The following is a 16,329-nucleotide window of genomic DNA, read 5'->3' on the forward strand; positions in this document are numbered from 1 at the left end:
CCCCGGCACTATCGCCTGGACCTCCGCCAGGCACCGCTGATGCGGGTCGCCTATGCACAAGACCCAGCGAACCAACGCTGGGTGGGCATCCTGCTGTTCCATCACCTGGTGGACGACGCCACGTCGTTGGCAGTGCTGTCCGCCGAGATCGAGGCGCACCTGCTCGGCCAGGCGCAACGCTTGCCAGCATCGGTGCCGTACCGCAACTACGTGGCCCAGGCCCGTTTGGGTGTGAGCCGCGAGGCCCATGAACAGTTTTTCCGCGACATGCTCGGCGACGTCGACGAGCCGACATTGCCCTTCGGCTTGCAGGATGTGCAAGGCGATGGCAGCGGGATCGAGGAGATTCGCCAGGAAGTCGAGGCCGACCTGAGTCGACGGTTACGGACCCAGGCCCGTCAGCTCGGTGTGAGCGCGGCGAGCTTGTATCACCTGGTCTGGGCGCAAGTGCTGGGCAAGGTGTCAGGCAAGGACGATGTGGTGTTCGGCACCGTGCTGGTTGGGCGGATGCAGGGCGGCGAGGGCGCCGACCGGGCACTGGGGATGTTCATCAATACGCTGCCGTTGCGGGTGAGCCTGGGACAAACCGCAGTCCGTGCCGGCGTGAAGGCGACCCACGCCCGACTGACCGCGTTGCTGGGCCACGAGCATGCCTCGCTGGTGCTGGCGCAACGTTGCAGCGGCGTAGAGGCACCGACGCCCTTGTTCAGTGCCTTGCTCAACTACCGTCACACCGGCGCCATCACTTCCACTGAGGCGCTGTCAGCCTGGGACGGTATGCAGGTGCTCGGCGGCGAAGAACGGACCAACTATCCGCTGACGTTGGCGGTGGATGACCAGGCCGAGGGGTTCAGCCTCAGTGTCATGACCCCGGCGCGCATTGGTGCGCAGCGGATTTGCGGCTATGTACAGCAGACGTTGGAAAATCTGATCGAGATGCTCGAACAGGCCCCCCAAGCGCCGCTGCATCAGTTGTCGATTCTGCCACCCGGCGAGCGCCTCAAACTGCTGGCCGAATTCAATACCCGCGAAGCTGACGCTCCACAGGAACAACAGGCCATCCAGGCGTTGTTCGAGGCGCAGGTACAGCGCACGCCGGACGACTTGGCGGTGCTGGGGGGAGAGCAACGGTTGAGCTATCGCCAGCTGAATGAGCGGGCCAACCGCCTGGCCCATTACCTGCGCAAGCAGGGCGTGGCGCCGGATTCGCGCGTGGCGATTTGCGTCGAACGCAGCGTTGACATGGTGGTCGGGCTGCTGGCGGTGCTCAAGGCGGGTGGCGGCTATGTGCCGCTGGATCCGGCTTATCCGGCGGAGCGCATTGCGTTCATGTTGCAAGACAGCGCGCCGGTTGCGGTGCTGACGCAGGCAAGCACCCGGGCGCTCTTGTCGCAGGCTCAGGTGCCGCTGATCGACCTGGATGCCGGTCCGTGGCAAGACGAGCCGGATCACAACCCGCACGCGACGGGCCTGACACCGGCCCATCTCGCCTATGTGATCTATACCTCCGGCTCCACCGGGCTGCCCAAAGGCGTGATGGTCGAGCGGCGTGGCCTGGGCAACCTGCTGGACTGGTACCTCGAAGACCTGGCCTTCCATGCCGGCGATGCGGTGCTGCTGGCGTCTTCCTATAACTTCGACCTGACCCAGAAGAACATCCTCGCGCCGCTGATGGTCGGTGCCGCGCTGCACTTGGCCGAAGAGCCCTTCAACCCCCGTGGCATCGTCGCCCAGATCGCCAACGCCGGGATTACCCACCTCAACATGTCGCCCAGCGCTTTCCATGCGCTGGTGGACGCCGACGATCAGCAGGCACTGGCTTGCCTGCAGCGGGTGGTCTTGGGCGGTGAGCCGATCCAGGTCGGCATGCTGGAGAAACTGCCGCAGCCACGGCCGGCGGTGATCAACAGCTACGGGCCGACCGAGTGCAGTGACGTGGTTGCCTGGCACACCGCTGATACCGATCTGGAAACCTACCGGGACCAGTCGATTCCGATTGGCAAGCCGATCCGCAACATGCAATTGCACGTGCTGGACAGCCACGGTCAGTTGCTGCCGGTGGGGGTGCCCGGTGAGATCCACATCGGCGGTGTCGGGGTGGCGCGTGGTTATCTCAACCTGCCGCAGCTCAGCGCCGAACGCTTCATGGCCGACCCGTTCTATGGCCAGTCCGACGCCCGCTTGTACAAGACCGGCGACATCGGTCGCTGGTTGCCCGACGGTACGTTGCAGTACCTGGGCCGTAACGACGATCAGGTGAAGATCCGCGGTTTCCGCATCGAACTGGGCGAGATCGAAGCCAAGCTCGCCCAGCACGAGGCCGTGAAGGAAGCGGCGGTGCTGGCCCGTGAAGACGTCCCGGGCGAGAAACGCCTGGTGGCCTATTTCACCCAATACTCGCCCGATGAGGCGCTGAACATTGAAGCGCTGCGCACCTACCTGCAAGCACAACTGCCAGCCTTCATGGTGCCGGTGGCCTACGTCTACCTGGACGCCATGCCGCTGACGCCAAACGGCAAGCTCAACCGCAAGGTACTGCCGGTACCGGGCCTGGATTCACTCATCAGCCGTGGCTATGAAGCGCCCATCGGCGAAACCGAAATCACACTGGCCCAGCTATGGGCTGAAGTGCTCAACGTAGAGCGTGTCGGCCGTCACGATCACTTCTTCGAACTGGGCGGGCATTCCTTGCTCGCCGTCAGCCTGATGGAGCGGATGCGCCAGGAAGGCATGGAAGCGGATGTGCGGACGTTATTCGAGCAGCCCACGCTCTCGGAATACGCGGCAACGACAGAAAAAATGGAGATTGTCCTGTGAGTGTGATCGAACTGTTGGCGACACTAAAAGAAAAAGACGTACAGCTGTCAGTCAAGGGCGATCAGCTCGTGGTGCGGGGCCGAAAACAGTCGCTGAGCGAACCGGCGGTGCTGGCCTTGCTGCGCGAACACAAAACCGCCTTGATCGCGTTGATCCAGGCCGGGCAATACGATGCCAGCAAGGGCAGTGAGATCGACATCCCTGCCAACGCCATCCCCGTCGGTTGCGGGCACATCACGCCGCCGATGCTACCGCTGGTGGCCCTGGACCAGCCGGCCATCGACCGCATCGTGGCCACCGTACCGGGTGGCGCGGCCAATGTGCAGGACATTTACCCGCTGGCGCCGTTGCAGGAGGGGATTCTTTATCACCACCTGACGACCACCCAGGGCGACCCTTATGTCTTGCAGGCGCAGTTCAGCATTGCTCGGCGCGAGCGCCTGAAGGATTTTGTCGACGCCTTGCAAAGTGTGATCGATCGTCACGACATTTTGCGCACCGCCATCGTCCGCGAAGGATTGGAAGAGCCGGTCCAGGTGGTCTGGCGTGAGGCCCGGCTGGGTGTCAAGGACATCAGCGCCGACCTCGCCGAAGGCGACGTGATGACGCAATTGCAGGCGCGGTTCGATCCCCGCCACTATCGCCTGGACGTCAGCCAGGCGCCGCTGTTGTTGCTGGTCGTCGCCGAAGACACGGCCAACCAGCGTTGGGTCGCCATGCTGCTGTTCCACCACATGGCCCTCGACCACGAAGCCCTGATGGTTGTGCAGAGTGAAATGCAGGCTTACCTGATGGGGCAGACTGCACAACTGCAGCCCGCCATTCCTTACCGCAACTATGTCGCCCGGACCCGCCAGGCTGGCCAGCGGCAGGCCGACGAGACGTTCTTCCGGGAGATGCTGGGCGACGTCGAGGAGCCGACCCTGCCGTTCGGCCAACAAGATGTGCTGGGCGACGGCAATGCCATCGAAGAAAGCCATCTGACCCTGGCTCCAGACCTCAGTCGACGCCTGCGTGGGCAAGCGCGACAGCTCGGTGTGAGCGCGGCGAGTCTCTTTCACCTGGCCTGGGCGCAGGTGCTGGGCGGCGTTTCGGGCCGTGAAGACGTGGTGTTCGGCACGGTGATGCTGGGTCGCATGCAGGCCGGCGAAAGCATGAGCCGGGCGCTGGGCATGTTTATCAATACCTTGCCGTTGCGCGTAGACGTGGGGGCGCAGAGCGTGCGCGATGGGGTGAAAAGCACCCACGGCTGGCTGAGCAGCCTGCTCAGTCACGAATACGCCTCCCTGGCCCTGGCGCAACGTTGCAGCGGCGTTGCAGCGCCGGCGCCGTTGTTCAGTGCGTTGTTGAACTATCGTCACAGCGCCAGCGCGGCCCAAGTCCTCCCGGCGGAAGTCAGCCTGGCTTGGGACGGGATCGAAGCCCTGAGTGCGGAAGAACGCACCAACTACCCGCTGATCCTCTCAGTGGACGATTTCTCCGATGACTTTGCCTTGACGGTGCAGGCCAGTGTGCAGATCGGCGCGCAGCGCGTCGGCGATTACATGCAGGCCGCCGTTGCAAGCCTGGTGGACGCCTTGGAGGCTGCGCCCGGGGCGATGCTCAACAGCCTGTCGTTCTTGCCGGCAGCGGAGCGTGAACGGGTGGTGCTGGGGTTCAACGACACCGAGCGCGATTACTCCCGGGAGCAGCTGATTCATGCCTTGTTCCAGGCGCAGGCCGAAGCCCGTCCGGACGCGCCGGCAGCGGTGCAGGGCGGACAAACCCTGACCTACCGCGAGCTGGACACCCAAGCCGAGCGCCTGGCCGGTCATCTGATCGGCCTTGGCCTGCAAGTGGGTGAAACCGTGGCACTGCTGCTGCCACGCTCGCTGGATCTGTTGATCAGTCAGTTGGCCGTGCTCAAGTGCGCGGCGGTGTACCTGCCGCTGGACGTCAACGCGCCCGCCGAACGCCAGCAGTTCATGATCGAGGACAGCCGCGCGGTGCTGGCCTTGACCCACAGCACCGAGGTGCTGGCGCCGCCAGTGCGCCGGGTGGACCTGGACACCATTGACCTTTCCCTGCAGCCGGCCCACGGCGGGCAGCGGCCACAGTCAAGCGAAGCGCCGGCCTACATCATGTACACCTCGGGTTCCACGGGCACGCCCAAGGGCGTGCTGGTGCCGCACCGGGCGATCAGCCGGCTGGTGATCAACAACGGCTACGCCGACTTCAACGAACAGGACCGGGTGGCCTTTGCCTCCAATCCGGCCTTCGATGCCAGCACCCTCGACGTCTGGGCACCGCTGCTCAATGGCGGCTGTGTAGTGGTGGTCGAGCAGGACGTGCTGCTGTCCCAAGAGCGCTTCCGTACGCTGTTGCTCGAGCAATCGGTCAGCGTGTTGTGGATGACGGCGGGCCTGTTCCATCAATACGCGGCTGGCCTGATGACGGTGTTCGCGCAGTTGCGCTACCTGATCGTCGGTGGCGATGTGCTCGATCCGACGGTGATCGGTCGTGTCCTGAAAGAAGGCGCCCCGGCTCATCTGCTCAACGGTTACGGTCCGACCGAAGCCACCACCTTCACCACCACCTACGAGATCAAGACGGTCGGCGAGGGCAGCATCCCGATTGGTCGGCCCTTGGGCAATACCCGGGTCTACCTGCTGGATTCGCAGCAGCGGCCGGTGCCGCAAGGCGTGCCCGGCGAGCTTTATATCGGTGGCATGGGGGTCGCGAAAGGCTATTTGAACCGGCCCGAGCTGACCGCCGAGAAGTTCCTGGTCGATCCTTTCAGCCAGACGGCACAGGCCCTGATGTACCGCACCGGTGACCTGGGGCGCTTCCTGGCGGACGGCAACATCGAATACCTGGGGCGTAACGATGGCCAGGTGAAAATTCGTGGTTTCCGCATTGAGCCGGGGGAGATCGAAGCCCGCTTGGCCGAACACGATGACGTGAAGGAAACCGCAGTGCTGGTCCGCGAAGACGTTCCTGGCGAGAAACGCCTGGTCGCCTATTTCACCCTGCGTTCCAGGGAGGGCGCGGCGGATATCGAAGCCCTGCGCGCACATCTGCAAACCCGCTTGCCGGACTACATGGTACCGGCCGCCTATGTGCGCCTCGACGCCTTGCCGCTGACCGCCAATGGCAAGCTTGACCGCAAGGCCTTGCCGGCGCCGGACCAGGCTTCGATCATCAGCCGGGGCTACGAAGCCCCTGTGGGCGAAACCGAAATCACCCTGGCGCGCCTGTGGAGGCAAGTCCTCAATGTCGAGCGCGTCGGGCGTCACGATCATTTCTTCGAGCTGGGCGGTCACTCCTTGCTGGCTGTCAACCTGATCGAGCAGATGCGCCAGGTCGGTTTGAGTGCCGATGTCCGCGTGCTGTTCGGCCAGCCGACCCTGGCGGCACTGGCCGCGGCGGTGGGCGGCGGCAATGAGGTTGAGGTCCCGGCCAATGCGATCACGCCTGATTGCGAGCGGATCACCCCTGATATGTTGCCGCTGGCGGCGTTGACCCAGGAGGCCATTGACCTGATCGTCGCCACGGTGCCGGGCGGTGTGCCCAACGTGCAGGACATCTACCCGCTGGCACCGTTGCAGGAAGGCATCCTCTATCACCATGTCTCGGCCGAGCAGGGCGACCCTTACGTGCTGCAGGCGATGTTCGCCTTCCACAGCGAGGCGCGTCTCGAGGCCTTCGCCCAGGCGCTGCAGGGCGTGATCAATCGTCACGATATCCTGCGCACGGCGGTGTTGTGGGAGGGCCTGGAGCAGCCGATACAAGTGGTCTGGCGCAAGGCGCTGTTGAGTGTCGAAGCCCTCGCGCTGAAAGCTGAAGACGCTGACGCGGTGACTCAACTGCATGCGCGCTTCGACTCGCGTCATCATCGCCTGGACATTCGCCAGGCCCCGCTGATGTGCCTGCGCTATGCCCATGACTCGGTCAATCAGCGCTGGGTGGCGATGTTGTTGTTCCACCACATTGCCCTGGACCATACCGCGCTGGATGTTGTGCAACAGGAAATGCAGATGCTCCTGCTCGGCCAGGCCGATCAACTGGGCGAGGCGATGCCGTACCGCAACTATGTGGCCCAGGCCCGCCTGGGTGTCAGCGAGGCCGAGCACGAGGCGTTTTTCCGCGACATGCTCGGCGATGTCGACGAACCGACGCTGCCCCTGGGCTTGCAACAGGTCCAGGGTGACGGTCACGGTATCGAAGAGGCGAAGCTGGCAGTGGACGTTGGTTTGAGCCGTCGGTTGCGGGCACAGGCGCGGCAGATCGGTGTGAGTGCCGCCAGCCTGCATCATTTGGCTTGGGCCCAGGTGCTTGGGCGGTTGTCCGGTCGCGAGGACGTGGTATTCGGCACCGTGCTGATGGGCCGGATGCAGGGCGGCGAGGGCGCTGATCGAGCGCTGGGCATGTTCATCAATACCTTGCCATTACGGGTCAGCCTGGATGAGCAGGGCGTGCGCACCGGGGTCAAGACCACCCATGGGCGACTGACCGCCTTGCTCGGCCACGAGCATGCTTCGCTGGCTCTGGCCCAGCGCTGCAGCGGCGTGGCCTCACCGGCCCCGCTGTTCAGTGCGCTGATGAACTACCGGCACAGCGCGGCCGGTTCAACTTCGGCCGAGGCTATGTCCGCCTGGCAGGGTATGGAAATCCTCGGCAATGAGGAGCGTACGAACTATCCATTGACCCTCTCAGTGGACGACTTGGGCGAAGGCTTCATGCTGAGCACCTTGGTCGCACAAGGAATAGGCGCAGAGCGCATCTGCGCATACATGCACACCGCGCTCGAAAGCCTGGTGCAGGCACTTGAGCAAGCTCCACAAACGCCGCTCAATCGCCTGGAAATTTTGCCGGAAACCGAGCGCAACCAGCTGCTGGTGGATTTCAACGCCACCCAGCGTCCTTATCCGCAGGACCAGACCGTCCTGGCGCTGTTCGAGGCCCAGGTCGCACAGCTGCCGCAGGCAATTGCGGTGGTGCATGGTCAGCACCAAGTAAGTTACGAGGAACTGAACGAACGGGCGAATCGCCTGGCCCATTACCTGCTCGGGCTCGGCGTGCAGCCGGACGACTGTGTCGCGATCCTGCTGCCGCGTTCGATTGAGCTGCTGACCAGTCAGCTGGCAATCCTCAAGTGCGCGGCGGCCTATGTGCCGCTGGATCGCAATGCCTCGCTGGAGCGCCAGGGGTTCATGCTGGAAGATTGCCAGGCGAAGTTTTTGCTGACCTTCAGTTCCGAGGTCGTGCCCGAAGGCACGCACCGCGTCGACTTGGACACGCTGAGCCCACAAGGCTCTCTCCATAATCCGGCCCTCGTGCAATCCAGCGAATCGATTGCCTACATCATGTACACCTCGGGCTCCACCGGGCAGCCCAAGGGCGTCCTGGTGCCGCATCGAGCGATCAACCGGTTGGTGATCAACAACGGCTACGCCGATTTCAATGTGCACGACCGGATCGCCTTTGCGTCCAATCCGGCGTTCGACGCCAGCACCATGGATGTCTGGGGCGCGCTGCTCAATGGCGGGCAAGTGGTGGTGATCGACCATGAAACCCTGCTCGAACCTTCGCGGTTTGCCCAGGTACTGGGCGATGCGGGCGTCACGGTGCTGTTCGTCACCACGGCGATTTTCAACCAATACGTGCAACTGATTCCCGAGGCCATCGGTGGGCTGCGGATCCTGTTGTGCGGCGGCGAACGGGCCGACGTGGCGTCCTTCCAGCGCTTATTGAGCCTGGCCCCCGGTTTGCGCCTGGTGCATTGCTACGGTCCGACCGAGACCACCACCTACGCCACCACCCTGGAAGTGAAGGCCGTGGCCGCGGACGCGCAAAGCGTGCCCATTGGCGGGCCGATCTCCAATACCCAGATTTATGTGCTCGACGCGCGGCAGCAGCTGGCGCCGCTGGGTGTGGTCGGTGAGATTTACATCGGCGGCCAGGGCGTGGCGAAGGGGTATCTAAACCGAGCGGACCTGACGGCGGAGAAATTCATCGCCGACCCGTTCAGCCGTGAGCCCGGCGCGTTGCTGTACCGCACCGGTGACCTGGGTCGCTGGTTGCCGGAGGGCAGCCTGGAGTGCCTGGGGCGTAACGACGATCAGGTCAAGGTCCGCGGTTTCCGTATCGAACTGGGCGAAATCGAGGCCAAGCTCGTCGCCTGTGAAGGCGTGAAGGATGCGGTGGTGCTGGTGCGGGCCGATGAGCCGGGCGAGAAACGCCTGGTGGCCTATGTCATTGCACAACCCCAGGTCACGTTGACCGTTGCTGCATTGCGCGAGCAATTGTCCGCCACCCTGGCCGACTACATGGTGCCTGCCGCGTTCGTGATACTGCCGGCTTTCCCCTTGACGCTGAACGGCAAGGTGGACCGCAAGGCCTTGCCGGCGCCTCTGGCCGAGGCGTACGCCAGCCAGGCCTACGAGGCGCCGCAGGGTGAGATCGAACTGGCGCTGGCCGGCATGTGGGCCGAGCTGTTGAAAGTGGAGCGGGTCGGCCGTCACGACAATTTCTTCGAACTGGGTGGCCATTCACTGCTGGCGATGCGGCTGATCGAGCGGATGCGTCAGGTCGAGCTGTCGGTGGACGTGCGCGTCCTGTTCAGCCAGCCGACGCTGCGCGCACTGGCTGCAGCGGTGGGTGGACACCGCGAGGTGGTGGTGCCGGCCAATGTCATCGTCGAAGGCTGTGAACGCATCACCCCAGACATGTTGCCCCTGGCGGTATTGAGCCAGGAGTCGATCGATCGGATCGTGGCGAGCGTGCCGGGCGGCACGGGTAACGTCCAGGATATCTACCCGCTGGCGCCGTTGCAGGAAGGCATTCTGTACCACCACCTGACGGCGAAAAAAGGTGATCCGTACGTCCTGCAGACGCTGTTCGCTTTTGACCACCGTGCGCGCCTGGATGACTTTGCCCAGGCGTTGCAACGGGTGATCGACCGTCACGACATCCTCAGGACTTCGATGGTCTGGGAAAGCCTCGACGAACCGGTGCAAATCGTATGGCGACAGGCTCGACTCATCGTCGATGAACTGGAACCGGACCCGAATGCCGGGGATGTCGTTGCGCAGCTGTACGAACGTTTCGATGCCCGGCATTTCCGCCTGGATGTGCGCCAGGCGCCGATGCTGCGCCTGGCCATCGCCGAAGACGAGGCCAACCAGCGCTGGGTCGCGATGCTGCTGTTCCACCATATGGTGCTGGACCATACCGGGCTGGAAACCCTGGAACGCGAGATGCAGGCTCATTTGCTGGGCAAGGCTCACGAACTGGGCGCTGCGGTGCCTTACCGCAACTATGTGGCCCAGGCCCGCCTGGGTGTCGGCCAGCAGGAACATGAAGCGTTTTTCCGCGAGATGCTCGGCGACATCGAAGAGCCGACCCTGCCGTTCGGTCTGCAGGACGTGCAAGGCGATGGCACCGGTGTCGAGGAAGTAAAATTGGTGGTGGAGGCCAGCTTGTGTCGCCGTCTTCGCGCACAGGCCCGTCAGTTGGGCGTCAGTGCGGCGAGCGTGATGCACCTGGCTTGGGCCCAGGTGCTGGGCCGTGTCAGCGGTCGCGACGAAGTCGTCTTCGGCACGGTGCTGTTGGGGCGGATGCAGGGCGGCGAGGGCGCTGATCGGGCCCTGGGCATGTTCATCAACACTTTGCCATTGCGGGTGAGCCTGGGTGAGCATGGTGTGTACGACGGCGTGAAGGCCACCCACAAGCGGCTGACCGGACTGCTGGGCCATGAGCATGCACCGCTGGCGCTGGCGCAGCGCTGCAGTGGAGTCGTTGCGCCGACGCCGTTGTTCAGTTCGATGCTCAACTATCGCCATTGTGGGGTCGAGGTGACCGCACAGGCGCTGACAGCGTGGCAAGGCATCGAGTCGATTGGCGGCGAAGAACGGACCAATTACCCCCTGGCGCTGGCCGTGGACGATGAAGGCGAGGGCTTCAACCTGGTGGTGCAGGCACTGGCCGAAACCGACGCGCGACGTGTCGGCGAATACATGCAGACCACCCTCGAAAACCTGGTCACTGCACTGGAACAGGCGCCGGATACGCCGCTGTGCGAGCTGACGAGTCTGCCCAAGGCCGAGCGTCAGCATTTGCTGGAAACGTTCAATGCCACCACGGTCGACTATCCGCAAGGCCTGACCTTGCACGGCTTGTTCGAGGTACGTGTTGATACGTGCCCGGACGCGGTAGCGGTGGTGTCCGACGAAGAACAACTGAGCTACGCGCAACTGAATCGTCGCGCCAATCAGGTCGCCCATCGACTGATCGCCCTGGGCATTCGCCCGGACGACCGCGTGGCGATCTGCGTGGAGCGCGGCGTGGACATGGTGGCCGGCCTGTTGGGCATCCTCAAGTCCGGCGCGGCGTATGTGCCGCTGGACCCGGATTATCCGCAGGATCGCCTGGCCTACATGCTGGAAAACAGCGCGCCAACGGTGGTGCTGACCCAGCGTGCCTTGCAGGCCAGCCTGCCGGCTACGCAGGCGCTAACCCTGCTGCTGGATGAGGCGGAAGGTTTCTCGACGCAGCCAACCGACAATCCGCAGGTCGATGGGCTGCATGCCAATCACTTGGCCTACGTCATCTACACCTCGGGTTCTACCGGCCTGCCCAAAGGCGTGATGAACGAGCACAGCGGGGTGGTCAACCGCCTGCTGTGGATGCAGCAGCAATACCACCTGAGCGCTGCCGATGCGGTGCTGCAAAAGACTCCGTTCAGCTTCGACGTGTCGGTGTGGGAGTTCTTCTGGCCGCTGTTCAGCGGCGCACGGCTGGTGATGGCCCGTCCTGGTGGGCATCGCGATCCGGCGTACCTGCGCGACGTGATCCAGGCCCAGGGCATCACCACGCTGCATTTCGTACCGTCGATGCTCGACGTGTTCCTGGCCCATGGCGAGGCGAGCGAGTGCGAAGGTCTGGTACGGGTGATGTGCAGCGGCGAGGCGTTGCCGGGGCATCTGGTGCGACGTTTCAAGGCGCAATTGCCGCACACCGGCCTGTACAACCTGTACGGTCCGACCGAGGCGGCGGTGGATGTGACCGCGTGGGACTGCGCGGGCGCCGACACCCCGGACAGCACACCCATCGGCAAGCCGATTGCCAACACGCGGATCTACCTGCTCGATGCCCATCGACAGCCAGTGCCGATGGGCGTGGCCGGGGAGATTTACATCGGCGGGGTCCAGGTGGCACGGGGTTACCTGCACCGTCCAGAGTTGACCGCCGAGCGTTTCCTCAAGGATCCGTTCAACAGTGCTCCGAATGCGCGGATGTACCGCACCGGGGATCTGGGTCGCTACTTGCCGGACGGCAACATCGATTACCTGGGCCGCAACGATGACCAGGTGAAAATCCGCGGCTTCCGCATCGAGTTGGGTGAGATCGAAGCCCGGCTGGCGCAACACGCCGCGGTGAAGGAAGCCGTGGTGCTGGCCCGTGAAGAGGTGCCTGGCGAGAAACGCCTGGTGGCTTATTTCACGATGCATTTTGCTGACGAGACTGCCGACATCGAAACCCTGCGGGCTCACCTGCAAGGGCAACTGCCGGAATACATGGTGCCGAGCGCTTATGTGCGACTCGACGCCTTGCCCCTGACGCCAAACGGCAAGTTGGACCGCAAGGCATTGCCGGCACCGGATCATTCAGCGGTGGTCGCCCGCGCATACGAAGCCCCGCAAGGCGAAGTCGAAGTGGCCATCGCCGGGATCTGGCAGGACTTGCTCAATCTCGAACAGGTCGGCCGCCACGACAATTTCTTTGAACTGGGCGGTCACTCGTTGCTGGCCGTGAAAATGATCGAGCGCATGCGCCAGGTCCAGCTGAGCGTCGATGTGCGCGTCTTGTTCGGCCAGCCGACGCTGGCGGCACTGGCCGCTGCGGTGGGCGGGTACCGGGAAGTCGCGGTGCCGGTCAACGGCATCCCGGATGGCTGCACACGTATCACCCCGGACATGCTGCCGTTGGCCGAGCTGGATCAGTCTGCTATCGATGAAATTGTCGCGAGGGTGCCGGGTGGCGCAGCGAACGTCCAGGACATCTACGCCCTGGCGCCGTTGCAGGAAGGGATCCTGTATCACCACCTCGCCGCAGCCCAGGGCGACCCCTATCTGCAACACGTGATGTTTGGTTTTGACAGTTTCACGCGTCTGGAGCTGTTCGCCCAAGCGTTGCAAGCGGTCATTGCCAGGCACGATATCCTGCGCACTGGCGTGCTCTGGGAGGGCTTGCCCGAGCCCATGCAAGTGGTTTGGCGTGACGCTCGATTGAGTGTCGAGTCGGTTGCGCTGGATCCGGCCGACGGTGATGTAGCCACCCAGTTGCACCAGCGTTTCGACCCGCGCTTCTATCGCCTGGACATCCGCCAGGCACCGATGATGCAGATTGCCTATGCGCAAGACCCGGCGAATCAACGCTGGGTGGGCATGCTGTTGTTCCACCACCTGGTGGACGATGTCACGTCGCTGGCGGTGCTATCGGCGGAAATCGAGGCGCACATGCTTGGCCAGGCACACCGGCTGTCCGCGTCGGTGCCGTACCGTAACTACGTGGCCCAGGCCCGCTTGGGGGTGAGCCGCGAAGCCCATGAGGGGTTCTTCCGCGACATGTTGGGCGATGTCGACGAGCCGACGTTGCCGTTCGATTTGCAGGATGTGCAAGGCGATGGCAGCGGCATCGAGGAAGTTCGCCAGGACGTCGAGGCTGATCTGAGTCGCCGTTTGCGGGTTCAGGCCCGTCAGCTTGGCGTGAGTGCGGCGAGTTTGTATCACCTGGTCTGGGCGCAGGTACTGGGCAAGGTGTCGGGCAAGGACGACGTGGTGTTCGGCACCGTGTTGGTCGGGCGGATGCAGGGCGGCGAGGGTGCCGACCGCGCACTGGGGATGTTCATCAATACCTTGCCGTTGCGGGTAAGCTTGGGGGCGCAAGCTGTGCGCTCCGGGGTCAAGGCGACTCATGAACGACTGACCGCCTTGCTCGGCCACGAGCACGCTTCACTGGCGCTGGCGCAGCGCTGCAGCGGCGTGGAAGCACCGACGCCGTTGTTCAGTGCCTTGCTCAACTACCGTCACACCGCCACAGCGGTTTCGGCCGAGGCACTGTCGGCCTGGAAGGGTATCCAGGTGCTCAGTGGCGAAGAGCGGACCAACTATCCGCTGATGTTGTCGGTGGATGACCAGGGCGAGGCGTTCAGTTTCTCCGTGATGACTCCCGCGCGCGTTGGTGCGCAGCGCCTTTGTGGCTATGTGCAGCACACGCTGGAAAGTCTGGTCCGGATGCTTGAGCAGACGCCGGAAGAGCCATTGCATCAGTTGTCGATCCTGCCGGCCACGGAAAGTGACCAGTTGCTGGTGACGTTCAACGCCACCGAAGCCGACTATCCGCAGCAGCAGACCATTCATGGGTTGTTCGAAGAGCAGGTGCAACGCACGCCGGCTGCCATTGCGGTGATCCGTGGTGGGCAGCGCCTGAGTTATCACGAGCTGAACGAGCGAGCCAACCGCTTGGCCCATTACCTGCGCAAGCAGGGCGTGCAACCCGATTCGCGGGTGGCGATCTGCGTCGAACGCGGCCTCGACATGGTCGTGGGCTTGCTGGCGATCCTCAAGGCCGGCGGCGGTTATGTGCCGCTGGATCCGGCTTACCCGTTGGATCGGATTGCCTACATGCTCGAAGACAGTGCCCCGGCGGCGGTGTTGGCACAGCCAGCAACGATTGGGCTGTTGGCTGAGGCCACGATGCCGGTAATTGATCTGGACAGCGGGCTTTGGCAGGACGAGTCCGTCTTGAATCCGGAGGTTGCGGAGCTGACCTCATCACATCTGGCCTATTTGATCTACACCTCCGGTTCGACCGGCCTGCCCAAGGGCGTGATGATCGAGCACCGCAATACGGTGAACTTCCTCACCTGGGCGCACCGTTCGTTCGACTCTGAAACCTTGGCGAAAACCCTCTTTTCGACCTCGCTGAACTTCGACTTGGCGGTGTACGAGTGCTTCGCGCCGTTGACCTGCGGTGGCAGCATCGAAGTCGTCACCAACGTGCTGGAACTGCAACAGGGCGAGCACGACATCACGCTGATCAACACCGTACCCTCGGCGCTCAAGGCGTTGTTGGAATCGGGTGGGCTGGGTGAGGGCGTCGACACGGTCAACGTCGCAGGTGAAGCGCTAAAACGCTCTCTGGTGGAAAGTCTGTTTGAACAGACCCAGGTCAAGCGCCTGTGCAACCTCTACGGTCCCTCGGAAACCACGACCTATTCAAGCTGGGTATCGATGGCCCGCGAAGACGGATTCGCCGCGCACATCGGCAAGCCCGTCGCCAACACCCAGTTCTACTTGCTGGACGAATACAAACAACCCGTACCACTGGGCGTACCGGGCGAAATCTACATCGGCGGCGCAGGCGTGGCTCGCGGCTACCTCAACCGCGATGATCTCACCGCCGAGCGCTTCCTCAAGGACCCGTTCAGTACCACCGCGAATGCCCGGATGTACAAGACCGGCGACTTGGGCCGCTACCTGCCGGACGGCAACATCGAGTACCTGGGGCGTAACGACGACCAGGTGAAGATCCGTGGTTTCCGCATCGAGTTGGGCGAGATCGAAGCCAAGCTCGCCCAGCATCCAAGCCTCAAGGAAACCGTGGTCCTGGCTCGCGAAGACGTACCGGGTGATAAACGCCTGGTCGCCTACTTCACCCAACATTCGAACGAAGCCGCAGACATCGAGGCCCTGCGCACGCACCTGCAAACCCGACTGCCGGCCTATATGGTCCCAGCCGCCTACATGCGTCTTGATGCACTGCCACTGACCCCCAATGGCAAGCTCGATCGCAAGGCGCTGCCCGTACCGGACAGCCATGCGTACTCCACGCGTCTCTACGAAGCCCCGGAGGGAGAAGTAGAGACCAAGCTTGCTGCGTTGTGGGCGGAGTTGCTCAAGGTCGAGCGGGTCGGCCGTCACGACCATTTCTTCGAGCTGGGTGGTCACTCGTTGCTTGCCGTCACGCTGATCGAACGCATGCGCAAGGACGGCATGGAAGCCGATATCCGGGTGCTGTTCGGTCAGCCCACGCTCGCCCAGGTGGCCGCCGCAGTGGGCGAGGTGCAACGGATTGACGTACCGATGACGAAAATCCCCACGCTCACGCGCAAACGCAGTATCTGAGTCACCAGCAGTCTCCATCCGCGTTGCAGTGCCCTGTCCCGGGCCTTCCGGGCAGGGTTCACACCTCGGATTCTCCTCCTCCGCACATTCTGCCGGGGCGCCGTCTGGGCTTGTCCCTGCTTCCCATGACAGACATCGCCTACCGAATGTTCTAATTTTTTTTGGCCTGTAAGGAGGCCGTCCGCGAGGACCTCCTTCGGTTGAACGTGACGATCATCCATAACTCTGGCCCGTGCGCCGAGGTCGGCCCAACCGCCGCCATCCAGCGTCCAGGCGCCGCGCCGTACCTGAAAAACACATTTTTTATCGTCAACCACTCCGAACTAGAAAAGCAGGTTCTTCG

At 63.4% G+C, this 16,329-nt stretch carries 2 protein-coding genes (1 of these 2 cut by a window edge); both read left to right on the forward strand.

Annotated features, from left to right (window positions below):
• Positions 1-2,817, forward strand: partial view of a non-ribosomal peptide synthase/polyketide synthase gene (locus tag QNH97_RS12265; protein WP_283557062.1) — the 3' end only. 26,292 nt of this gene lie to the left of the window's left edge; the window shows 2,817 of its 29,109 coding nt (coding positions 26,293-29,109); the start codon falls outside the window, past its left edge; it ends in the stop codon at positions 2,815-2,817.
• Positions 2,814-15,986, forward strand: coding sequence for a non-ribosomal peptide synthetase (locus tag QNH97_RS12270; protein WP_283557063.1), 13,173 nt, complete (start codon positions 2,814-2,816; stop codon positions 15,984-15,986). The genes QNH97_RS12265 and QNH97_RS12270 overlap by 4 nt, the downstream gene beginning before the upstream one ends.
• Positions 15,987-16,329 lie beyond the last annotated feature (343 nt).

The sequence above is a fragment of the Pseudomonas sp. G2-4 genome (assembly GCF_030064125.1).
In the GTDB taxonomy this organism is placed as follows: domain Bacteria; phylum Pseudomonadota; class Gammaproteobacteria; order Pseudomonadales; family Pseudomonadaceae; genus Aquipseudomonas.